We start from the raw sequence: 22,519 nt of genomic DNA, 5'->3' as shown, positions 1-22,519 counted from the left end.
ACGCGCGGGCGTCCCAGCCGCACCGCCATGAGGCGGCCGAGCGCAGCGAGGGAGCGCGTCCGGAGGACGCGGCTTTTCCGGGCGACGCGCGGGCGCCGAGCGACGACTGAGCGAAGCGAAGGCGGCGTGAGGACGACGCCCGCGCTTGGAGCCCGGCGTTAGTTACAGTCCTCTGGTGGCCTTGTCGCGGGCCACGTACGCGGCGGCCTGGGTGCGCCGTTCGAAACCCAGCTTCGACAGCAGCGACGACACGTAGTTCTTGACCGTCTTCTCGGCCAGGTGCATCTCGCCGCCGATCTGACGGTTGGTCATGCCCTCGCCGATCAGGTCGAGGATGCGGCGCTCCTGATCGCTGAGCGAGGCCATCTTGTCGTCCTCGCGGTTGCCGCCGCGCAGCCGCTCCAGGACCCGGGCGGTGGCCACCGGGTCGAGGAGGGACTTGCCGGCTGCGACGTCGCGGATCGCGCCGACCAGGTCCTGGCCGCGGATGTCCTTCAGTACGTAGCCGGACGCACCCGCCATGATCGCGTCGAACAGCGCCTCGTCGTCGGAGAACGATGTGAGCATCAGGCAGTGCACGTTGGGGTCCTGGGAGCGGATCTGGCGGCAGACCTCCACCCCGGTGCCGTCGGGCAGGCGCACGTCGAGCAGGGCGACCTGCGGCCGGGTCGCGGGGATGCGGACCAGCGCCTCGGCGGCGGTACCGGCCTCGCCGACGATTTCGATGTCGGTTTCGGCGGTCAGCAGTTCATAGACGCCGCGACGGACCACCTCGTGGTCGTCGAGGAGAAAGACCTTGATCCGTTCCTGTGTACTCACTCGTCCAGGTTCGCACGGCTTTGATCGTTTTGCGCAGGCTGCCGACCTGCTGGGGAGCGGCGGTCAGTCGGCCGACGGGGGGACGGGGCGCTCGAAGAAGGTTTCCAGGGAAACGGTCGCCCGGGTTCCGCTGACTCCGCCGATCGCGTACAGCCTGCGCAGGACGTCCTGGAGCCCCTCGGTGGTCGCGGTACGCACTTTCACCAGGTTGGAGGCATTGCCCGCGATGACGCGCGCCTCCTGGATCTCGGGGATGGCGGCGAAGGCTTCGGCCGAAGCGCCCATCCAGGCCGACGACTCGACCATGACAAAAGCCAGGACGTCTCGGCCGAGGGCGGCCGGGTTCACTTCCACTGTCGTGCGGCGGATGGCCCCGCGTTCCCGAGCAGGTTTCCAACATCGCCTTCGGCGGCCCGAAGAACAACCGCCTCTTCAGCACGGCGACGACGACGCTGTACTCGCTGGTGACGGCGGTGACCGGGGTCCCGGGGATCCGGTCCACCCGCTGACGGCCGAACCATGAGTTCAAACCCCGGCCCACACTTCCGTCCGCCCCCGATTGTGGAACTCCGACAACCGGGGGAAGAGATATTCCGGGCCCTGGATCACTAGGTGCGGGCCTGACTCGTAGGTAACGTGTCTGCGAGCAGTTCAGCCTGCAAACCTGTGCGCAGGTGCCCGCCCGGATTCATCCGGGAACTCCTGGGAAATCCTGGGAAGTAAAGCCACATTGAAGCTGGAGCAGCACAAACAGCTTCGTGCCGTGGCCCGGTGTGTCGCGCACATCCCGTGTGACGCAGCGTGGTCCGGCTGCCGGAATCCGGTTCCCAGGCGATCCCGTGGGGCCGTACAGACCGAGGAGAGAACGTGGCACTAAACGGCAGGGCCCAGGCCGGTGGCGGTTCCGCCGCTGAGCCTGAGCTCATCCAACTGCTGACGCCGGAAGGCGAGCGGGTGGAGCATCCGGACTGGTCGATCGACCTGACCGACGACGAATACCGCGGGCTGTACCGGGACCTGGTCCTCGTCCGGCGCTTCGACGCGGAGGCCACCACCCTGCAACGGCAGGGGGAATTGGGTTTGTGGGCCTCGCTGCTCGGCCAGGAGGCCGCCCAGGTGGGGTCCGGGCGCGCGCTGCGCACCGGTGACTACGTCTTCCCGACCTACCGTGAGCACGGCGTGGCGTGGTGCCGCGACGTCGACCCGCTGAACCTGCTCGGCATGTTCCGCGGTGTGAACAACGGCGGCTGGGATCCGGCGGAGAAGAACTTCCACCTCTACACGATCGTCATCGGTTCCCAGACGCTGCACGGTGTCGGCTATGCGATGGGAATACAGCGCGACGGCACCGACGACGCGGTCATCACGTACTTCGGTGACGGTGCTTCCAGCCAAGGCGATGTGAGTGAGGCGTTCACTTTCGCGGCCGTCTACAATGCGCCCGTGGTGTTCTTCTGCCAGAACAACCAGTGGGCGATCTCGGAGCCGACCGAGAAGCAGATGACGGTTCCGCTGTACCAGCGCGCGGCCGGATTCGGTTTTCCCGGTGTACGGGTCGACGGAAATGACGTACTGGCCTGTCTTGCGGTCACCCGCGGCGCGCTCGACTACGCACGGCGCGGAAACGGCCCGATGCTGATCGAGGCTTTCACCTACCGGATGGGTGCGCACACCACGTCCGACGACCCCACGCGCTATCGGCTGAACGAGGAACTGGAAGCCTGGCGGCTGAAGGACCCGTTGGAGCGGATGAAGGCGTTCCTGCACCGCCAGGGACTGGCCGACGCGGACTTCTTCGCCTCGCTTGAGGCGGAGAGCGACGAACTGGGCAAGCGGGTGCGGCAGGGCGTGCGGAACATGCCCGATCCGAAGCCGACGCTCATGTTCGACTACGCGTACGCGGAGCCGCATTCGCTGGTGGATGAGGAGCGCGCGGAGTTCGAGGCGTACCAGGCGTCCTTCGCCGCAGACGGCACCGGGGAAGGTGGCCACTGATGACCAGTCAGATTTCTGGGACTTCGCAGGCTTCGCAAGGCGCGCAGGCTTCGCAATCTCAGCCAGGCTCTGAAGTGAAACCGAACAAGAAGCTGCCGATCGCCCAGGCGATCAACGCGGGGCTGCGCCGGGCGATGGAGGACGACGACAAGGTCCTCATCATGGGCGAGGACGTCGGGAAGCTCGGCGGTGTGTTCCGGGTGACCGACGGTCTGCAGAAGGACTTCGGCGAGGACCGCGTCATCGACACCCCGCTGGCCGAGTCCGGCATCCTGGGCACCGCGATCGGCCTGGCGCTGCGCGGCTACCGGCCGGTGGTGGAGATCCAGTTCGACGGTTTCGTCTACCCCGCGTACGACCAGATCGTCACGCAGCTGGCGAAGATGCACGCCCGGGCCATGGGCTTCGTGAAACTGCCGATCGTCGTACGGATCCCCTACGGCGGCGGCATCGGCGCTGTCGAGCACCACAGTGAGTCCCCGGAGGCGTACTTCGCGCACACCGCCGGACTGCGCGTGGTGTCCCCGTCGAACGCGGTGGACGCGTACTGGATGATCCAGCAGGCGATCCGCTCGGAAGACCCGGTGATCTTCTTCGAGCCCAAGCGGCGCTACTGGGAGAAGTCTGAGATCGACTTCTCCGTGCCCCCCGGGCCGCTGCACAAGGCGAGGGTGGTGCGCGAAGGCGCCGACTGCACGCTGGTCGCGTACGGTCCGATGGTGCAGACCTGCCTGGAGGCAGCCGCCGCGGCCCAGGCCGACGACGGGCGTTCGCTTGAGGTGATCGACCTGCGGTCGATGTCCCCGGTGGACTTCGACGCGATCCAGCGGTCGGTGGAGAAGACCGGCCGGCTGGTCGTGGTGCATGAGGCGCCGACGTTCCTGGGGATGGGTTCGGAGATCGCCGCGCGGATCACCGAGCGGTGCTTCTACCACCTGGAGGCGCCGGTCCTGCGGGTTGGCGGCTACCACACGCCGTACCCGCCGTCCCGGATCGAGGAGGAGTACCTCCCCGACCTGGACCGGGTTCTGGATGCCGTCGACCGTTCGTTCGCCTTCTAAGCGACCAGGACAGCAAGGACAGACTGTGGCTGAGATCAAACAGTTTCTGATGCCCGATGTCGGCGAGGGCCTGCTCGAAGCCGACATCGTGGCGTGGCACGTCAAGCCCGGCGACACCGTGCACGACGGTCAGGTGATCATCGAGGTGGAGACCGCCAAGGCGGTCGTCGAACTGCCCTGCCCGTTCGACGGGGTGGTGCGTGAGTTGCACGCTGAGGAGGGCGCGACCGTCGAGGTCGGTAAGCCGATCATCACGGTGCTGGTGGGGGCGGAGTCGGACGCACCCGGGGCGCCCGCCGCACAGCGGGCCGAGGCGCTGGCCGCGGACCTCGTGCCGGCCGCTGACCCCGTGTCCCCATCCGTGTCTGAGCCCGCGTCGCCCGGTGAGGGCCGCCAGGCCAACCTCGTCGGGTACGGTGCCAAGACGGCTTCCGCGCACCGCCGCCCGCGCCGCTCGGCTCCTGCCGGGCCCGCGCAGACGGCGGCACTCGACCTGGTGGTCCCGGCCACGCCAGCCAGGGCCGCCGCGTCGGTCAACGGCGCGGGCACCAGGACCGCGGCCGTGCTGGCCAAGCCGCCGGTCCGTAAGCTCGCCCGCGACCTGGGTGTGGACCTCGGCGCGGTGGAACCGACAGGTCCGGACGGCACAGTCACCCGGGACGACGTGCGCGCGGCGGCCGCCGGTCCGGTGACCACGCAGGCGCCGACGGGTGCGGTTCCGGCCCGGGGTGAGACCCGCATCCCCGTCAAGGGCGTCCGGAAGGTCGTCGCGCAGGCCATGGTGGCCAGCGCGTTCACCGCACCGCACGTCACCGAGTGGGTCCAGATCGATGTGACCCGTACGGTCAAACTCGCCAAAAAGCTGCGCCTGCTCCCGGAGTTCGCCGACGTCAGGGTCTCGCCGCTGCTTTTGGTGGGCAGGTCGTTGATCGCCGCCGTGCGCCGCAACCCCGGCGTCAACGCGACGTGGGACGAAGCAGCTCAGGAGATCGTGGTCAAGGACTACGTCAACCTCGGCATCGCCGCGGCCACCCCACGCGGGCTGATCGTGCCGAATATCAAGGACGCCGACCAGCTGTCTTTGGTCGGGCTGGCCCGGGCGCTCGGGGAACTCACCGCCACGGCGCGGGCCGGGAAGACCCAGCCGGCCGACATGTCCGGCGGCACGGTCACTATCACCAACGTGGGCGTGTTCGGCATCGACGGCGGCACGCCGATCCTCAACCCGGGGGAGTCGGCGATCCTCGCGGTCGGCGCGATCAAGGAACTGCCCTGGGTCCACAAGGGCAAGGTGAAGCCCCGTCAGGTCATGACCCTGTCCCTGTCGTTCGACCACCGCCTGGTCGACGGCGAGTTGGGTTCGAGGGTGCTCGCGGACACCGCGGCCGCACTGGCTGATCCCGACCTGCTGATCGCCAGGGGCTGAGTTCCCGGCAAAAAGGAAAAGCCAGGTTCCGTACGGGAATTCCCGTACGGAACCTGGCTTTTCGTCTTTGTTATTTGAACTTGTGGGTCAGGACATCACAGCTGGGCGCGATGTCGTGCCCGGTCTCGCAGCCACCGAACCCGCCGAGGTTCAGCTGGTCGACTTCGACGACCCGCACGGTGGTCCGCACGTCCTCCGCGCCGTCGTCGATCGGCAGCCCGATGGGGAACTGCGCGTACTGCCCCGGGTTGAGGTCGCCGATCCGGAAGAACTGCGGCGACTTGGTCTCTTCGTCCTCGGAGACGACCTGGACGCAGTCGTCCTGCTTCTGGTTTTCGTGCGCACAGACCCGGGTCGTCGAGCTGACAACGATGCCCGTCGCCTTGTCCGGCCCCTTGTTCGAGACCCGGATGTTGTACTCGATCCGGTTGCCGTCGTAGAAGTGCGGCGGACCGTCCGCGTCGACGTGCAGTTCGACCCGGTCCACTCCGGGAGATTTCAGCGGACTGTGGCCGGAACCGGACAGCGGGCCGGCTCCGGCGGCCGGGGCCAGGGCCAGCAGCAGGGCCGTGGTGGTGGTTGTGGCCAGGGCGGTGAGGCGACGCATTGGTCAATCCCTTTCGGTGCGGAGGCGGCACCGGTCGGGAGGCTCCCGGCGTCGGGGGCGCAGGCGGGGCCGCGGCACCAGCGTGAGCGGGGGAGGGGCACATACCAACCGCCAAATGAGTGATTATTGTCGCTTCCTGTTCTTTCTTGATCACGCAATTGGTCTATTTGAGCTAATTCTCCAATGAGATGACTGGAGACGGCGCAGTCCCGGGTAACGGGGCCGACAGCCGTGGCCCGGGGTCCCGCGTCGCCACGGCCCCCGACAGCCGAAGCAGGAAGAGGCATCCGTCATGCGCCTTAAACCGACAAATAAGCAGGCCCGGATGCGGCGCCGAGTCCTGGCAGGAGCCCTGACGGCCGTGCTGCTGCCGCTCCCCGCCGCGTACGCGGTGGCCAACGGTCCGTCGGCGGACTCCGCAGCAGACGAGTACGGCCAGTACGAGGTCTTCTCGCCCAACGGCACCATCACCACGGTCCCCGGTGGACCCGACGGCCCCAAGCCGCGTACCGCGGTGGCCGGCGCACCGAACCACGTCGTCTTCCAGAACAACGGTCCGTCGACGAACCGGCTCGACTTCGTCTTCCTCGGCGACGGCTACACCGCCCAGGAGATGGGCAAGTTCTCCACCGCCGCCCAGGCCTCCTGGGACGCGCTGATGGCCAAGGAACCGCTGCGCACCTACCAGAAGTTCATCAACGGCCACCGGGTCGAAACGCCCTCCCCGGTCTCCGGCATCAGCAACGACCCCGGCAAGAACAATCCGAAGACCACGCCGCTGGGCATGCGCTTCTGGTGCCACGACATCGACCGGCTGCTGTGCGTCGACAACAGCAAGGCGCGTGAGTACGCGGCGGTCGTCCCGCTGGTCAACGAGATCATCACCGTCGCCAACACCGGTACGTACGGCGGCGCGGGCGGCTCGGTCACCACGGTCGCGGGCGGCAACGCCGACTCCGCCCAGGTGCTCCAGCACGAGATGGGCCACACGCTCGGCAAGCTCGGCGACGAGTACGACGTCCCGTACTCGGCGGGCGGCGGTGTCGAGCCGAAGTACCCCAACCTCACCGCCTACCCGGCCGCGCAGATGAAGCAGTACAACACCAAGTGGTCGGCCTGGCTGGGCGCGAACTCCCCGGACGGCGCCGTCGTCGGCACCGTCGAAGGCGGCAACCACTACAAGACGGGCTTCTACCGGCCCACCCCCGAATCGCTGATGCGCACCCTGGGCAAGGAGTTCAACTCGCCCAGCATCGAGGCCATCCTCAAGGGGATGTACACCCGCGTCAACGTGATCGACTCGGCGACCGTGGCCCCCGGCGGACTCCGCAAGAACCAGACGGTGACCGTCACCCCGCAGATGCTGGTCGGCACCCGTCAGCTGGAGACCACCTGGAAGGTCAACGGCAAGGTGGTCCCCGCCGCGGCAAACCTGACCAGCCTGCCGCTGTCCGGCGTACCCACGACCAAGGGCAAGTGGAACGCGCTGAGCGTGACCGTCAAGGACACCACCCCGTGGATGCGCGACGAGGCGTTCCGCGCCAAGGAGATGACCGAGAGCCGCAGTTGGTGGCTCTGGGGCGAGTAGCCGACCGGCTAACCGTCCCGCAGCAGTCCGGTCAGCCGGAGCAGCCCCGACAGCGTCCTCAAAAGACGCCCCCGTCGGGGCTGCTTCATGTCCATATGCCGGACTGGCATCGTGGACCGCATGCAGTCCACACCTGAGATACCCCGCCCGGTCGCAGGCCACGGATGAGCACCCCCGGCATACCCGGCGTGCGCACCCGTACCGCCTGGACGATGTGGGCGGTCGCCGCGCTGGTGTACGTGGTCGCGGTCCTGCACCGCAACAGCCTGGGCGTGGCCGGCATCCAGGCCGAGGACCGGTTCGGCATCGGGGCCTCACAACTGGCGACCTTCGCGGTCGTCCAACTGGTCGTCTACGCCGGACTCCAAGTGCCCGTCGGGGTCCTCAACGACCGCCTCGGTCCCAAGCGGGTCCTGACCGGCGGCCTGGTGGTCATGACGATCGGCCAGTTCACCTTCGCCTTCGCGCACGGCTACCCGGCGGCGCTCACCGCGCGGGTCCTCGTCGGTATGGGCGACGCGATGACCTTCGTCAGTGTGCTGCGGGTCGTCTCCCTGTGGTTCCCCGTCCGGCAGGCCGCGCTGCTCACCCAACTCACCGCGCTGCTCGGGATGGTCGGCAACCTGGCCGGCGCCGCGCCGCTGGCCTCAGCCCTCGACTCCTTCGGCTGGTCGAAGGCCTTCGCCCTGTGCGCCGGGATCGGCGTGGTCGTCCTCATCGCCCTGACCGCCGTGCTGCGCGACGCGCCCGTACGGGGGGCCGCCGTCCGTAAGGGGGACCACGGCCGGGTCCGCGACCACATCCGCGCCGCGTGGGCCGAACCGGGCACCCGGCTCGGCCTGTGGACGCACTTCACGTGCGGCTGCTTCCCCCAGGTGTTCCTGCTCCTGTGGGGCTTCCCGTTCCTCGTAGAGGGCGAAGACCTCTCCAAGGGCACGGCCGGTGCGCTGCTGACCGTGGCCATCGGCGCGAACATGGCCGCCGGAACGCCCATCGGCACGCTGATCAGCCGCCGCCCCGGGGCCCGGCTGCCGATGGTGATCGGCATGCCGCTGTTGTGCGGGGCCCTGTGGGCGGCGGTCCTGGGTCTGTCCGGGCCCGCGCCGCTGTGGCTGCTCGTCGTCCTCGTCGCGGTGATCGGCGTCGGCGGCCCGCTGTCCCTCGTCGGCATGGACTTCGCCCGCGACGGAAACCCGCCGCACCGGCTCGGCACCGTCTCCGGGATCGTCAACGTCGGCGGATTCGCGGCGGCGGCGATGTCACTGCTCGGCATCGGCCTGATCCTCGACGCACTGTCGCCCGGGGAGGGCGACCGGTCTCTGGACGCCTTCCGCATCGCGCTGTCCGTACAGGCCCTGCCGTTGCTCCTGGGACTCGTGCAGATGGTGCGCTACGCGCGGAAGGTCAGAGACCGCACACCTACGGAAGTGGCCGCGGCGCTCCGGGTGTCGAGCCCGGAGTCTGTTGTCGTCAAGGCGTGACGGCGCTGGGTCCGGAGACCGTTCCCGTCTAAGGCGTGACCGCGATGTGCCGCAGGATCCGGGCCGCCGCGTCGGTGTCGCCGTCGATGCCCACCTGGGCGTCCCGCGGCTTGAGCCGACCGCACATCAACCGCATGAACGTCTCCCAGTCGGTGCTCAGGGTCACCAGCGGGCCGAGCGCGACCCGGCCGCTGACATGGCCCCTGCGGTTCTCATCGACGGTGACCGTGCGCATGAACTCCAGCGGTCCGCTGACGTCGAACACCACCGTCGAGCCCGGCGGCAGGGCGGCATCCTTGGCGACGATCTTCGGCAGGGTCTGGAGCAGCCAGTCCCGGGCCATGACCGCGGCGGCCGAATCGAGACCGCCGGGCACACCGAGGGCCCGTCTGAGGTCCTGCTCGTGCGTCCACACGTCGAACACCCGCAGCCGCAGGGCCTGCACGTAGGTCATGGGCCGCCCCATGAAGCCGCGCGCCGGGTCGTCCGGCTGGGTGGCGGAGTTCTTGAACATGCGCAGTCGTCGGTCCGTCACCTGGCTCAGCTCCGCGACCATCTCCGGGCTCGTGTGGCACCGCCGGACGTCCACAGGCACTTCGGTGTAACGGCTGGCGTCGCTGTCCACATGGGGCAGGTCGCTCGGCAGGGTGTGGATCGGCCGTGGATCGCCGAGCAACTCGCTCTCGATCCCGATCACGTGCGAGACGATGTCGCGCACCGACCAGCCGGGGCAGTCCGTGCGCCGGTTCCACCGGCCCTCGGGCTGCGGGGAGACCACGTCGGCTATCGCGCGTATGGATTGTTGCCACGCGTCGGTGACGGCTTGCAGTTCAGCCTGCTTCGACTCGTCGGAGTCGCTGTTCGGGCCGGTGGTTCGGGTGCTGGGAATGCTCACGGGGGACCTTTCGACACCGCAGTCCGGCTATTGAGGCGGCTGGCAGATCTGGCGGCAGGAGATCTAGGGCGGCCTTCGTTGGGCACGTTACGCTGCACATGGACCTGTGGAGATGGTTTCAGCCGAACCGACGGAATGTGGTGGATGGCATGCGAGTATCCCTGTTGCAGCTCGATGTCGACTTCACCGAGCCAATCGAATCCAGGCGTGCGTACGCCGCCGACCTCGTGCGGTCCCGGGCCGGTGACCACCTGGTGGTGCTGCCCGAACTGTGGGCGCACAGCGGCTGGGACTACCGCCTGTGGAGCGCCGAAGCGGAGTCGGCCGACGGCGCGACGGCCCAGGCGATGGCCGAAGTCGCCCGTGAGACCGGGGTCTGGCTGCACGCCGGAAGCATCGTCGAACGCATCGAAGGCTCCACGTACAACACATCCTTGCTCTTCGCTCCGGACGGTTCGCTGAAAGCCGCCTACCGCAAGATCCACCGCTTCGGTTTCGACAGCGGCGAGGCCGCGATGATGGCCCCCGGCGAAGACCTGGTGGTCACCGACACCGTGCTCGGCCGGACGGCCCTGGCCACGTGTTACGACCTGCGTTTCCCAGAGCTGTTCCGCGGCCTGCTCGACCTCGGTGCGGAGACCCTGGTGGTCCCCGCCGCGTGGCCGGCCCGCCGCGTCGAACACTGGCGGCTGCTCGCCCGCGCCCGCGCGGTCGAGAACCAGATGTTCGTCCTGGCCTGCAACAGCGCGGGCACCCAGGGCGGCGTCGAACAGGGCGGCCACAGCATGGTCGTGGACCCGTGGGGCGAGGTCCTGGCCGAGGCCGGGACCGAGGCTGAAGTGCTGGTGGCGGAGATCGACCCAGCGCTGGTGGCGAAGACACGGAAGGACTTCCCGGTGCTGCGGGACCGGCGGCTCGGCTGAGCAGGTCTAAGGCCCTCAGCGTGGGCGGGGAGTGACCCACACGAGTGCTTTGAGCGCGTCCTGAATTCCCTGGAAGATCGCCCGGACGCATGCTAGTGAATTGCGTTATCGTAATTCTGTAACTAATTCTCGGCTACGTGATTCCCTCCTATGTGATCGAGCTTGAACCCGAGGTCCAGGAGTGGCTGGACCAGCTGACCGAAAAGCAGTACCAGCATGTCGGGGACGCTGCGGACGCTGTCGCTGCCATGCCTACAGCGCCGTGTGGCGCCTACAACGCATCACCTACTGGGGAGCATCCGGTAGACGAATGGTCCTGCTGGCCGTTTTTCACAAAACGTGTTGGAACGAGCAGATCGAGGTCGATCGGGCACGCCGTTCCATGAAGGTCTGTCAAGCTGAACACAAGCCCGCGACGCATAGTTACTCACGTTGACGAGGAGGATCTGATGGACGCCGGTAACGCCATCCGCCACCGTCAGCTGCGGTGGAAGATCGACCCGCTGGAAGCTTTGAGTCCTGAGCGACGTAAGGCACGAACCGAGACCCGCGTTGCCATGGCGCTCGGCGTCGCGGTGAACGAGGCCAGGAAAGCAGCTGGGTGGACACATGAGGACCTCGCAACATGAGCAGGGCTGACCGCAAACGAGGTCGAATTGTTCGAGGAAAGCCTGACCTTGCCTGACTCCGACACCATTGCTCGCCTAGCGCGGGCTTTCCACGCCGACATCACGCTCACCTATGGTGGTGGAGCGGATGATGCGCCCCGGGCTGCGCTTGCTCCCCGCAGCGCCGCGTGACGCCTGAAAAGTTCCGGATGAACGACCTTTGAGGCGTAGACAAACGGAGACCAGCGGGTCTCCTGGCCGACGTCCGACGTCCGACGTCCGACGTCCGACGTCCGACGTCCGACGTCCGACGTCCGACGTCCGACGGACGCACGGAAGAGGGCGTTCCGTGCTGGAGCTTGAGCACGATGTGGTCCAATCGGGCGGCAACCGGTCCAACGCCGAGGCCAGCGCGCTGCGTTGGTCGCTGCGGCCGGTATCGTCCGGCACCGCGCTGCTCGGGCAGGCGGGGCGTCAGCAACTGCACCACCCACCGCCGCCGGTGCAGAGAGATGTGCGCGTTGACCAGCATCCGCCGCACATAGGCGTCGGGCTCGTCGGCGGCGGTGATCCTCCGCCAGGACACGTAGGCCTTGGCGAGCACGGTCTGCACCAGGTCCTCGGCGTCCCCCCGGATCGCCGGTCAGCAGGTAGGCGGTGCGTACGAGCGCGCTTCTCCGGGTCTCTACGAATTCCCTGAAATCCGCATCCGGTGGTCCGGTCACGGTGGCCCCCTCTCCCTCACCCGTACTGACGCGGGGTGCGGGGGAGAACTACGGCTGACGTGTTCTTCCGTCATGGGGCTTGGTGGTTCTTGAGGGACCGGCGTCTCGAGTTGGTGAGGCGTCGTTCTCCTTCGGCGGCAGAGGGGCCGCCGAGTGGTTTCGGCCCGGGGCGGAGGGTTCCCCAGATCCAACTAAACAGACTGGGACGAAGTGGTGATCATTCTTGGCGAAACGGACAAGATGACCACCACTTCGTCCCAGTCTGTTTAGTTGGCAGTTGTCACGCAGCAGCACCAGGGCATTTCGGCCGATCGATCCGGCATCCCGCCACTCCGGTACCGGACCGGGAGTAGCTGTAGCCGGATCACCTTGATCCCGTGGAGGAAGAGCGTCCGGAACGACGATCAGGCCACCTGTTCCGCACGAACTGCCCTGCCTGATCGGCAACCCGTCACTCAGTCCTCGTCCGCCTCATCGCTCAGCCGGTCGATGCACACCGCCACCGCGATCGCCAGGACGTGGTCCACTCCGGACGCGATGTCCACGCCGTACGTGTCGCGCACCCGGAACCACTTCTTCGAGATCTGGGCCACCGGGCCGTGGGGGCCGGTGATCCCGTACTCCTTGTCGATCAGGTTGCCGACGACCAGCCACTCCTCGCCGCCCGCCAGTTCGACCACGTACCGGTCGCGGAACAGCGTGAACTTCTTCTTGCGCACCTCGGCGACGGTCGCGCCGGTGGCGTCCTCCACCTTCATGGAGTGGTGCAGCGTGACGACCTTGCGCTTGACGACGAGCAGCACTCCGCCGTTCGTGTCCTTCAGTTCGAGTGTGTCGCGCAACCGCAGCGTCTTGCCGTCCACGAACACGACCTTCTGGCCGTCCCCGGTGGTCACCCAGTAGTCGTCACCTATGGCGAAGACTTTTTCCCGTACGAGATAGCGACCCGGCCCGTACTCGCCCTGGTCGCCCCGCCCGTCCTCGTGCACAGCCGTTTCCCTTCGTCGCCCGACACATGCGCCAGGGTGTGCCTGCCCCGATCGGAATGGATCATGCGCCACGCCGTGACTGCACGCTCACCCGGCGCGACCGGGTCGGCGACGGTTTACTGGGGATCATGGGTTCCGCCTCCGGTGCGAATGCCGCCGATCCGACAGCTACCGATCCGACAACCGCTGGACCGACGGTCGCCGATCCGACAACCGCTGGACCGACGGTCGCCGATCCGACAACCGCTGGACCGACGGTCGCCGATCCGACAACCGCTGGACCGGCAGCTACCGATCCGGCAGTCGTCCGGCATACCGTGACGGCCCGTTCGGCGTTGCGCGGGCCCGGCCGGGTCCTCGCACTGCCGTCCGGCACGTGGCTGCTCGCCGACACCGGCAACAACTCGCTCGTCGAAGTCGCCGAGGACGACGTGTTCGTACTGCGCCGCATCGGCACCGGCGAACGGGGGCTGGCCGACGGCGGGCCCCGGCACGCGCGCTTCGCCGGGCCGGCCGGGGTGTGCCTGCTGCCCGTCGAGGTCGCCACGCACGTCCGCTACGACATCATCGTGGCCGACACCGGCAACAACCTGCTGCGCGGGGTGAGCCTTTCGGACGGCGTCGTCCGTACGATCGCGGGTTCCGGACGGCCGTCCGGCCCCTGGCCGCGGGCAGCCTGTGTGGCTAAGGAAGCCGATCTGGCAGCGCCCTGGGATGTGGTGTGGTTCGAGAACCGGGCGGTCGTCAGCACCCGGGGCGACGGCCGGCTCTGGGAGTTCGACCCGGTCGGCGGGTCGGTGGAACTGCTGTCCGGCGGGTCGGTGGGCTACGTGGAGGGCACACTGGACCGGGTTCGGTTCACCGGCCCGTGCGCCCTGGCTGTGGCCGGTACCGGGCACGCCCTGTGGATCGCCGACGCGGGCGCGCACGCACTGCGGCGCCTCCACGACGGCTTTGTCCGTACGGTCGCCGGCGCGGGCCCCGGGAGTGCCGGGTATCGCGACGGGTCGGGCCCGCAGGCCCGGCTGCGACAGCCGCAGGGGCTTGCCGTGCTGCCCGACGGGACGGTCCTGCTGTGCGACACGGGCAACGGCGCGCTGCGCCGTTACGACCCGGTGACGGCCGGGGTGACCACGGTCGTCAGCGGGCTCTGCGGCCCATCCGCGGTCGTCGTAGTGCGGGAAGACGAAGGTGAGTTGCACCTTGGGGTGGTCGAAGGACAGGAAGATCGCGTACGGGGTCTGCGCCTGACGGCGTGAGCCACTGTCGGGGCTCTACTGGTTCGGGGCTCTACCGGTCCGGGGCTTCACCGGAACCGGCGCCGCGGGTACGGCTTCTCGTCCGGGTCCTCGCTCGTCGTCCGCGGCTGGTAGTTCGGCGCGTAGGGGACGTACGGCGGGTGCTCTTCGATGCCGGTTTCCTGCGGGGGCATCATGCGCGTCCGGCTGCGCGGGCCCCAGACCATCACATACATGGCCAGGCCGAGCGCTCCGGCGATCATCAGGACTACGCCGACGGTGGTCACATTGAGGCCGTTGATGGAGAAGTCCGCGGCGAAGGCGAGTATCGCGCCCAGTGCGAACAGAAGGATGCTGACGCCGATACCCATGGCACGGTCACTTCCGATCCGGTGCGCGGTGGGTGGGTAGAGCTGCCGCGCGGGGTGGCTGGTAGGTCTTGGCACCAGCGCGTCTGCCCCGCAACCGGGGGTTCATGCCGGAGCGCCGCGGACGGCGATAAGCCGTGACGCTCCGGCATGAGGGTGCGTCAGGACTGCAGGAACGCCGCCGTCGCAGTGGCGAGCAGGTGCGGGTCGTCGCTGCCGCACAGTTCGCGCGCCGAGTGCATGGACAGTGCGGCGATGCCGATGTCCACGGTCTCGATGCCGAGGCGGGTCGCGGTGATCGGCCCGATCGTCGAACCGCACGGCATCGTGTTCTTGCCGACGAAGAACTGCCACGGCACACCGGCCGTCTCGCACACCCGCGCCCACATGGCCCGGCCGCCGGCGTCGGTGGCGTAGCGCTGGTTGGCGTTGACCTTCAGCACCGGGCCGCCGTTGGGCATCGGGTGGTGGCCCGGCTCGTGCCGCTCGGAGTAGTTCGGGTGGACGGCGTGCGCGGCGTCGTTGGACAGGCAGAAACTGTCCGCGTACGAGCGGGCCAGATCGTCCCGCGAACCGCCGCGCACGGCGACCAGGCGCTCAAGCAGCGTCTCAAGCAGGGGACCGCCGGCGCCCGTGGTGGTGTTGCTGCCGATCTCCTCGTGGTCGAACGCCGCGAGCACGGGGATGTGCGCCAGGGGGCCGTCGGCGGCGGCGATCAGCGCGGCGAGCCCGGCGTGCACCGAAGCCAGGTTGTCGATCCGGGCGCAGGCGAGCAGTTCGCCGTCCCGGCCGAGGTACGCGGGGGCCTGCACGTCGTGCACCATCAGCTCCCAGCCGAGCACGTCGGCCGCGGCGACCCCGGACTCCTGCGCCACGTACGCGATCAGGTCACCCTCGACGACCGGACCCAGGCCCCAGACCGGCGTCATGTGCTGTTGCTTGTCGAGCTTCAGCCCGTCGTTGACCGATCGGTCCAGGTGCACGGCCAGCTGCGGGACACGGAGCAGCGGCTTGTCGATGAACACCAGGTGCTCACTGCCGTCGCGCATCGCGAGGCGCCCGGACAGGCCCAAGTCGCGGTCCAGCCAGGTGTTCTGCAGCGTGCCGCCGTAGATCTCCACGGCGACCTGCCGCCAGCCCGCCGCGCCGGTGTCCGGCTTGGGCTTGACCCGCAGGGTGGGGGAGTCGGTGTGCGCGCCGACGATGCGGAAACCGGTGTCGGGGGTCGAGCCTTCCGGCACGTACCAGGCCAGGACCGCGCCGCCGCGGACGAGGAACCGGCCACCGGGGGTGTCGTCCCAGGCAGCGGTCTCGGCGACCCGGTGGAAACCGGCCGCCTCCAGGCGCGCGGCTGCGTTGACCGCCGCGTGGTACGGCGACGGCGAAGCGGCGATGTACGCCATCAGGTCGTCGGTGTGTGTGCGGTCGAACTGGGGGGTGCGCGGCGTCATGCTGCTCTGTGCTCCTGGGCTGGGTTACAGGACGGTCAGCGGCGCCCGGATCACGGACGGAACCCGCAGGTGGTCGGCAGAGGGTGTCTCGAAACGAGCCTACGCCGGGCCGGAATGCGGTGCCGTGTCCGGCTGTGCCCGGCTGTGCCCGGCTGTGCCCGGCTGTGTGTCCCGGCTGTGCCCGGCTGTGTGTCCCGGCTGTGCCCGGCTGGGCGCGGGTTAGTCGGCGCACCGGTCCGTGGGTCGGGCTGCCGGCTGGTGAACCGATCGGCTGGTGACTCGATCGGCTGGTGACTCGATCGGCTGGTGAACCGGCCGGTGGGCCGCCTGCGGCTGAGCCTTCAGGGCCCGCCCAGTTGTTCGAGCAGTCCCGCCGCGTCCGGCCGCAGCCGGACCTCCTGCGGGGCCTCCGCGGCGGCGCTGCGCAGCGCGGCGGCAGCCTCCGTCCGGCGGCCCAGGCGGACGAGGGCAGAGGCCCGGTCGACAAGCAGCCCGGCCCGGCGCCCCCGGGAGAGGGTGGCGCGGTCGGCGGCGGAGAGCCGCCCCTCCGTGTCGACGGCCGCGGTGACGTCGTGCAGCCGCAGAAGCACGGTGATCCGGTGGGCGGCCACGACGGCGGAGCGGGAGGCGGTGCGACCGAAGCCGTGGAAGCCGTCCGTGACCGGTGCGCCGACCTTGCTGATTGCGCTGACCGCGTCGACCGCGTCGACCGCGCTGGCCGCGCTGACCGCGTCGACCGCGTCGACCGCGTCGACCGCGCTGACCGCGCTGACCGCGTCGACCGCGTCGACCGCGTCGACCGCGCTGACCGTTTCCTTGAGGTCCTCCGCCTCCGCGAGCAGACCGAGCGCCAGTGCCCGGTTTCCGGTCCCGGCGGCGGCCACGGCCGCGCACAGGCGCAGCAGGACTGCCGCGTCGCACCCCGCGGGGCCGCTGGCGGTGAGCCCGCGGTCGAGCCGTTCGGTGAGGTCGCGGGCCAGGTCGAGGGCGGTGTCGGGGCTGCCCGCCGCAGCCATGGCCAGGATCAAGGGATACGCCGCGTTCGCGAGGACGAGTGGGTCGGCACTGTGCAGCGCCGCGGTGACCGCGCGGTCTGCGGCCTGCCATGCGGTCATCGGGTCGCCGAGCGCGCCGCTGACGGCGGCGGCCAGCCGGAAGGCGGTGGAGAGCAGCCGGTAGGCCGCCAGTCTCCGCACGGTGTCGGGGGCGGTACGGACGGCCCGTACGCCGTCGATGAGGAGCAGCGGGACGTTCCTGTCCAGACCGACGTAGTCGGATGCGCGGAACGCGGCCCAGCCGTGTTCCAGGCCCCGGCGCAACTGCTCGGGGTCGACGGTGCTGTCGAGGTCGAAGGTGTTCTCCGGGCCCAGGCCGGTCAGGACTTCCGTTCGGCGCAGGGCAGCCCGGATCCGCGCGGGCGGGCCGTCGGGCAGTACAGGTCCGGACAGGGCGAGTCCGGGCGTACGGTCGCCTTCCTCGACAGGCGATCCGGGCAGCAGGCGCTCCAGCCGGATGTGCAGTACGGACGCGGTGCGCTCCAGCGTCGACAGTCGCGGGTCGCACTGCCGGCGCCCGCCTTCGAGGTCCTCCACCCAGCGGACCGAACGGTCCATCAGAACGGCGAACTCGGACTGTGTCAGCCCGCGTCGTCTGCGCCAGTGGGCGATCCGCCGCCCGGTGGTCATCTCGGCCATCGGCTATTTCCTCCGATTACGGACAAATCCGCAATCACCCCGCACGACCCACGCGGAATGCGTGGAACACCGATCCTGCCGCGCCTTTAGGGTCAAACCTCGGAAGCCGCCCCCGGAGCTTGGTCACATCTGCCCGGTCGCCGCAGGCACGTGATCCACGAACAAGGAACGATGAGACCTGCAACGCGCAGAAAACCGGCCCCGCGCGCCCGGCTGACGATCCGTGCCCTCCTCATCCTGCTGACCATCGTGCCCAGTACGGCACTTGTTGCGCTCGCCGGGTCGGTGGTCGTCGACCGGTTCCACGCAGTCTGCGAACTGCGCGACCAGCACTCGCTGGCCAAGCGCGCCGGACTGCCCGGCTACACGGTGGTGGTGAACCTCCAGACGGAACGCCGGCTCAGCGCCGCCTGGCTGGGTGCGGCGAAACCGGACCCGGCCGTAGCGACGGCGCTGCGTGAGCAGCGGTTGCGGACCGACGCGAGTTCCCAGGACTTCTCCGCGTTCGTCCACGGCGTCAACGACTCGGCGCAGAACGTGCTCAGCCGCGCCCGCGTCGTCGAGGGCGACCTGGCCAAGCTCGGCAAGGAGCGGACCAGGCTGGACCAGCGCGACGGCGGCCGGAGCGACCTCCTGCAGCCGTACACCGACAACATCGCCCACCTGATCGACATGTTCCAGTCGCTGTCCCGGAGCGACGAGGACGACGGGCTGACGTACTACAGCCAGGGCCTGCTCACCATGTTCCAGGCCGCGGAGGCGTTCGCGTACGAGGACACCCTGCTGACGTACGCCGAGGCCGCACGCGGCCTCGGCCCGTCCGAGTACAAGGAGTTCGTCCGCATCGTCGGTGTGCGCCGGTCGCTGTACGGCCAGCAGATCGCCCCGTACCTCAGCCCGGAGCGGCGCGCGTTCTACGACGACCTCGTCGCCGGTGAGCCGTGGCGGGACGTGGAAAAGGCCGAGGATGTGATCACTTCCCTCCGTACGACGATGAGACCCGACGTACCGTTGCCCGCCGACGCTGCGGGCTGGCGTCAGTCAGTCGACCAACTCAACGGCCGCATCCAGCAGTTCAACCAGATGCGGACGGACGACACCATCGTCTACGGGCAGCAGCGCATCGACGCCAGGGAGCGGGAGCTGGCCTGGCTCTGTGGCCTGGGGCTGGCCGGCGTCCTCGCGGCGATCCTCACCACCTGGCGGATCACCCGCGCCCTGCGCAGCCGGCTGACCCGGCTGCGCGAGGACACCGTCGAGCACGGCCGCCGACTGCCGGGCATCGTCGACCGGCTGAGCCGGGGCGAGCAGGTGGACCTGGACCGGGAGATGCCGCCGCCGGTCCAGGACACCGACGAGATCGGCGAGGTTGCCGCCGCGTTCGACGAGGTGCAGCGCGCCGCGGTCGCCGGTGCAGTCCGGCTGTCGCGGGAGCGCGAGGGGTTCGCGAAGGTGTTCCTCAACGTGGCGCTGCGCACCCAGTCGCTGGTCGGCCGCCAGCTCGGCGAACTGGACCGGATGGAGCGCGCCCACCAGGACCCGGTCGTCCTCAAGGATCTGTTCATCCTCGACCAGTTGGCCACCCGGCTGCGGCGGTACGAGGAGAACCTGGTCATCCTCAGCGGGAACCAGCCGGGCCGCCGGTGGAGCCGCCCGGTGCGGATGATCGACGTGTTGCGCAGCGCGGTCGGCGAGGTCGAGGACTACCCGCGGGTCGAGGTTTCGGCCCACGGCGCTCCGACCCTGGTCGGGACCGCGGTGGGCGGTGTCGTCCACCTCCTGGCCGAACTGATCGAGAACGCCGTGGTGTTCTCCCCGCCGGGCACACCCGTGCAGGTGCGTGCGGTGCCGGTGGCCAAGGGGATGGCCGTCGAGATCGAGGACCGCGGGCTCGGCATCAGCGAGGAGGAGTGCACCCGGCTGAACGCACGCCTGGCCGAACCGGCGCCGTTCGACGTTGCGGCGCTCGGTGGTGATGTACGGCTCGGTCTGTTCGTCGTCGCGCGGCTGGCTGCGCAGTTCGAGGTGAAGGTGACACTGCGGCCTTCCCCGTACGGCGGGATGCTGGCCATCGTCTTCCTCCCGGAGAAGCTGGTCGCCGACCGGAGGATGGAGGACACCGGTGAGATCCCGGTCGTGCAGCCAGAGGCTGTGCCCCGGCACGCGAAGCTGGTCCGGGCCCATCGGCCGGTGCCGGTGCCGGTGCCGGTGCCGGTGCCGGTTCCGGCGCTGGCCGCCGCTTCGCCCTCGTCCTCGCCCGCGTCCTCGCCCGCGTCTTCGCCTTCTCATTCGGCTTCGTTGAACACTCTGGTCCCGGCGGCGCTCCCGGCCCCCGCGCGGCCCCCGCTGGAGATCCGTCCGGTACCCGCACCCGCGTCAGACCGCGTTCCGGACTCGGCGCCTGACGCCCCCATGCTGGGCGCCGACGGTCGACGGATCCTGCCCCGCCGGATCCGTCAGGCCGGTCTGGTCGAACAACTGCGGGACAGTACCGCGCCCGTGCTCCAGGCCGTCGACGACCGCGCCGAACCGGCGGTGCGTCCCGCGACCTCGGCCGCGGCGACGCTGAGTGCCTTCCGCCGCGGCACGGACCGGGCGAGGGAGAGCAGTACGGAACACCCCACCGCCGCAGCAACCCCTGCGGTGGAACGCGCATACGCACTCCCGGCTGAAATCAGGGCTGAAACCACGCCTGGAACTACGGCTGAAACCACGGCTGAAACCATGGCTGAAACCACGGCTGAAACCACGGCAGCACCGAGCAGTCCCGGAGAACGCCCATGACCGCGACATCCGCTACCGACGGCAACCTCGACTGGTTGCTCACCGACCTGGTCAAGCGCGTCCCCGGCACCCGGCACGCCCTTGTCCTGTCCCAGGACGGCCTGGTGGTCGGCCACTCCGACCGTCTTTCCAGGCCGGACGCGGAGCGGCTGTCGGCCGCCGCGTCGGCCCTGCAGAGCCTGGCCCGCAGCATCGGCCGCGACTTCGCGGGTGGCCACGTCCGGCAGACCCTCATCGAGATGGAGGACGCGTTCTGCTTCCTCACCGCCGCCGGACGCGGCGCCCACCTGGTCGTCATGACCGAGGAGTCGGTCGATGTCGCGGTTGTCGCCTTCGAGATGAACATCCTGGTCAAGCGGGTCGGGGAGCATCTGGGCGCTAAGCCCAGGGCGGGCGCTGACGGATCAGCATGAGTGGCCGTCCGCCCCTTCCCGGGCCCGCTTGGGACGACGCGGCAGGTCCCCTCGTACGTCCGTACACGCTCACCGGGGGCCGCACCGCCGCAGCACGTGACGACCTCACACTGATCACCTTGGTGTCCACTGCGGACCCGGCCGGGTCGACTTCCACACTGCCGCCCGAACAGGCGGAGATCCTTCGCCTGTGCGTCTATCCCCAGGCGGTCGCGGAGATCGCCGCGCTCATCGATCTGCCGGTGAGTATCACGAAGATCCTCATCGCCGATCTGCTGGCCCAGAACCGGGTCACGGCCCGGCCGCCGGTCACCGCCGCGCGGACCGCCGACGCGGCACTGCTCAAGAAGGTACGGGACGGTCTCCGTGGAATCTGACACTGCAACAGGAGCCTTCGGCGCTACGGCAGGAGCCCGCAGCCCTACAACAGGAACCCGCAGCCCTACAACAGGAACCCGCAGCGCTGCACCGGGCGGCTTCAGCACCACAGCAGGATCCTTCGATTCCGTGGCGGGAATCGCTGACGCTGCGACAGAAGCAGAGAACCTGCGGCGGATTTACGCCCCGGACGCGACCGCCGTGAAGATCCTCATCGCCGGTGGCTTCGGCGTCGGCAAGACGACGATGGTCGGCTCGGTCAGCGAGATCCTGCCGCTGCGCACCGAGGAGCACATGACGCAGGCAGGGGTCGGCATCGACGATCTCAGCGGCGTCCCGGACAAGTCGACGACCACCGTCGCCCTCGACTTCGGCCGCATCACGCTCACCCCTGACCTCGTCCTCTACCTGTTCGGCACTCCGGGGCAGGAACGTTTCTGGACTTTGTGGGACGACCTCAGCCTCGGCGCGCTCGGAGCGGTCGTCCTGGTCGACACCCGCCGTCTGGACGCCGGCTTCGGCAGCATCGACTTCTTCGAACGCCGTGGCATCCCGTTCGTGGTCGGGATCAACCGTTTCCACGGGCACCTCGAACACACCGAGGAAGAGATCCGCTACGCCCTCGACCTCGACCCGCACGTACCGACGGTGCTGTGCGACGTCCGCGACCGCAACGCCAGCCGCGATGTTCTGCTCACCCTGGTCGAACACCTCATGTCCGGCACACCGGATTAGGGCCTGTTCTGGGTTTCCCACGTACCGGGTTAACACGTAAAGGGTTGCCATGAGCGCCCCCACCTCGGACCTCGACCTCTTCAGCGACGAGGTTCTGGCCGATCCGTACCCGGCCTAAGGACAACTGCGCGCCCAGGGCCGCGCCGTCTACGTCGAGAAGGTAGACGCCTGGGCCCTGACGCACTTCCAGGACGTACGGGGCGCACTCGCGGACGCCGAGACCTACTCCTCGGCCGACGGCGTCGCGCTGACCTCGCCTATTCAACGGAAGTTGACCAACCGTCAAGTTGAACTGAAAAGGTGCCCCTGACCTGCCAGGATGCGATTGTCGAGAAAGCATT

20 protein-coding genes and 2 pseudogenes are annotated in these 22,519 nt (G+C 69.0%); 13 read left to right on the top strand and 9 right to left on the bottom strand.

The genetic code is table 11. The features are described from left to right. Positions 1-162: 162 nt before the first annotated feature. Positions 163-819 carry a response regulator gene (locus AC0Z36_RS27350; protein ID WP_485465738.1) on the bottom strand — a complete coding sequence of 219 codons (657 nt, stop codon included), beginning with the start codon at positions 817-819 and terminating at the stop codon, positions 163-165. A gap of 63 nt (positions 820-882) precedes the next feature. Then, a pseudogene (locus tag AC0Z36_RS27345) lies at positions 883-1,206 on the bottom strand (Lrp/AsnC family transcriptional regulator); the annotation flags it as partial. Here AC0Z36_RS27345 and AC0Z36_RS27340 point away from each other — a divergent pair. From AC0Z36_RS27340 to AC0Z36_RS27325, 4 genes and pseudogenes are all read left to right on the top strand, one after another. After that, positions 1,194-1,328 (top strand): annotated as a pseudogene (locus AC0Z36_RS27340) (SMP-30/gluconolactonase/LRE family protein); the annotation flags it as partial. The pseudogenes AC0Z36_RS27345 and AC0Z36_RS27340 overlap by 13 nt on opposite strands. 358 nt (positions 1,329-1,686) lie before the next feature. After that, on the top strand, positions 1,687-2,814 hold the full coding sequence (gene pdhA / locus AC0Z36_RS27335) for a pyruvate dehydrogenase (acetyl-transferring) E1 component subunit alpha (RefSeq protein WP_485465737.1): 1,128 nt from the start codon (positions 1,687-1,689) through the stop codon (positions 2,812-2,814). Then, complete coding sequence (locus AC0Z36_RS27330; RefSeq protein ID WP_485465736.1) at positions 2,814-3,875, top strand: alpha-ketoacid dehydrogenase subunit beta; 1,062 nt, start codon at positions 2,814-2,816, stop codon at positions 3,873-3,875. The genes pdhA and AC0Z36_RS27330 overlap by 1 nt, the downstream gene beginning before the upstream one ends. Further along, positions 3,847-5,301: a dihydrolipoamide acetyltransferase family protein gene (locus tag AC0Z36_RS27325; RefSeq protein WP_485465735.1), complete on the top strand. Its 1,455-nt coding sequence runs from the start codon at positions 3,847-3,849 to the stop codon at positions 5,299-5,301. The genes AC0Z36_RS27330 and AC0Z36_RS27325 overlap by 29 nt, the downstream gene beginning before the upstream one ends. Before the next feature lie 70 nt (positions 5,302-5,371). Here the strand turns inward: AC0Z36_RS27325 and AC0Z36_RS27320 are convergent, their stop codons facing one another. After that, the gene (locus AC0Z36_RS27320; protein ID WP_485465734.1) at positions 5,372-5,908 is read right to left on the bottom strand and encodes a hypothetical protein; all 537 of its coding nucleotides are present in this window, start codon (positions 5,906-5,908) and stop codon (positions 5,372-5,374) included. A 325-nt stretch (positions 5,909-6,233) separates the two neighbouring features. Here AC0Z36_RS27320 and AC0Z36_RS27315 point away from each other — a divergent pair, with 325 nt between their 5' ends. Both AC0Z36_RS27315 and AC0Z36_RS27310 read left to right on the top strand, forming a co-directional pair. Beyond that, entirely contained in the window at positions 6,234-7,496 is a 1,263-nt protein-coding gene (locus AC0Z36_RS27315; protein ID WP_485465733.1) for a M64 family metallopeptidase, read from the top strand. A gap of 188 nt (positions 7,497-7,684) precedes the next feature. Continuing rightward, positions 7,685-8,977: an MFS transporter gene (locus tag AC0Z36_RS27310; protein ID WP_485465732.1), complete on the top strand. Its 1,293-nt coding sequence runs from the start codon at positions 7,685-7,687 to the stop codon at positions 8,975-8,977. A gap of 28 nt (positions 8,978-9,005) precedes the next feature. On the opposite strand, the gene AC0Z36_RS27305 is transcribed toward AC0Z36_RS27310, so the two are convergent. Continuing rightward, entirely contained in the window at positions 9,006-9,866 is an 861-nt protein-coding gene (locus AC0Z36_RS27305; protein WP_485465741.1) for a maleylpyruvate isomerase family mycothiol-dependent enzyme, read from the bottom strand. 155 nt (positions 9,867-10,021) lie between these two features. On the opposite strand from AC0Z36_RS27305, the gene AC0Z36_RS27300 reads away from it, so the two are divergent. Then, positions 10,022-10,795 (top strand): carbon-nitrogen family hydrolase, encoded by a 774-nt coding sequence (locus AC0Z36_RS27300; protein ID WP_485465731.1) that lies wholly within the window; start codon positions 10,022-10,024, stop codon positions 10,793-10,795. 449 nt (positions 10,796-11,244) lie between these two features. After that, positions 11,245-11,424, top strand: coding sequence for a hypothetical protein (locus AC0Z36_RS27295; protein ID WP_485465730.1), 180 nt, complete (start codon positions 11,245-11,247; stop codon positions 11,422-11,424). Between the two features lie 106 nt (positions 11,425-11,530). On the opposite strand, the gene AC0Z36_RS27290 is transcribed toward AC0Z36_RS27295, so the two are convergent. Together AC0Z36_RS27290 and AC0Z36_RS27285 are read right to left on the bottom strand one after the other, a co-directional pair. After that, positions 11,531-11,989, bottom strand: a complete 459-nt coding sequence (locus AC0Z36_RS27290) for a hypothetical protein (RefSeq protein ID WP_485465740.1) — start codon at positions 11,987-11,989, stop codon at positions 11,531-11,533. Positions 11,990-12,583: 594 nt separating this feature from the next. Then, positions 12,584-13,117 carry an LURP-one-related/scramblase family protein gene (locus AC0Z36_RS27285; protein ID WP_485465729.1) on the bottom strand — a complete coding sequence of 178 codons (534 nt, stop codon included), beginning with the start codon at positions 13,115-13,117 and terminating at the stop codon, positions 12,584-12,586. Positions 13,118-13,434: 317 nt separating this feature from the next. Here AC0Z36_RS27285 and AC0Z36_RS27280 point away from each other — a divergent pair, with 317 nt between their 5' ends. Beyond that, positions 13,435-14,376, top strand: coding sequence for an NHL repeat-containing protein (locus AC0Z36_RS27280; RefSeq protein WP_485465728.1), 942 nt, complete (start codon positions 13,435-13,437; stop codon positions 14,374-14,376). A 47-nt stretch (positions 14,377-14,423) separates the two neighbouring features. Here the strand turns inward: AC0Z36_RS27280 and AC0Z36_RS27275 are convergent, their stop codons facing one another. The 3 genes from AC0Z36_RS27275 to AC0Z36_RS27265 form a co-directional block, all read right to left on the bottom strand. Then, on the bottom strand, positions 14,424-14,726 hold the full coding sequence (locus tag AC0Z36_RS27275; protein WP_485465727.1) for a hypothetical protein: 303 nt from the start codon (positions 14,724-14,726) through the stop codon (positions 14,424-14,426). Positions 14,727-14,884: 158 nt separating this feature from the next. Next, positions 14,885-16,174 carry a M18 family aminopeptidase gene (locus AC0Z36_RS27270; RefSeq protein WP_485465726.1) on the bottom strand — a complete coding sequence of 430 codons (1,290 nt, stop codon included), beginning with the start codon at positions 16,172-16,174 and terminating at the stop codon, positions 14,885-14,887. A gap of 341 nt (positions 16,175-16,515) precedes the next feature. Then, positions 16,516-17,868, bottom strand: a complete 1,353-nt coding sequence (locus tag AC0Z36_RS27265; protein WP_485465725.1) for a helix-turn-helix domain-containing protein — start codon at positions 17,866-17,868, stop codon at positions 16,516-16,518. Between the two features lie 171 nt (positions 17,869-18,039). On the opposite strand from AC0Z36_RS27265, the gene AC0Z36_RS27260 reads away from it, so the two are divergent. From AC0Z36_RS27260 to AC0Z36_RS27245, 4 genes are all read left to right on the top strand, one after another. Further along, positions 18,040-20,652: a sensor histidine kinase gene (locus AC0Z36_RS27260; RefSeq protein ID WP_485465724.1), complete on the top strand. Its 2,613-nt coding sequence runs from the start codon at positions 18,040-18,042 to the stop codon at positions 20,650-20,652. Continuing rightward, the gene (locus AC0Z36_RS27255) at positions 20,649-21,065 is read left to right on the top strand and encodes a roadblock/LC7 domain-containing protein (RefSeq protein ID WP_485465723.1); all 417 of its coding nucleotides are present in this window, start codon (positions 20,649-20,651) and stop codon (positions 21,063-21,065) included. Before AC0Z36_RS27260 ends, AC0Z36_RS27255 begins: the two co-directional genes overlap by 4 nt. After that, positions 21,062-21,442, top strand: coding sequence for a DUF742 domain-containing protein (locus AC0Z36_RS27250; protein WP_485465722.1), 381 nt, complete (start codon positions 21,062-21,064; stop codon positions 21,440-21,442). Before AC0Z36_RS27255 ends, AC0Z36_RS27250 begins: the two co-directional genes overlap by 4 nt. Positions 21,443-21,581: 139 nt before the next feature. Then, complete coding sequence (locus AC0Z36_RS27245) at positions 21,582-22,178, top strand: GTP-binding protein (protein ID WP_485465739.1); 597 nt, start codon at positions 21,582-21,584, stop codon at positions 22,176-22,178. The last annotated feature ends 341 nt before the right edge of the window (positions 22,179-22,519 follow it).

The sequence above is a fragment of the Kitasatospora sp. UYEF31 genome, assembly GCF_057291755.1.
Note: the sequence above shows the minus strand (reverse complement) of the source record. Positions and strands in the feature narration are given on the sequence as shown.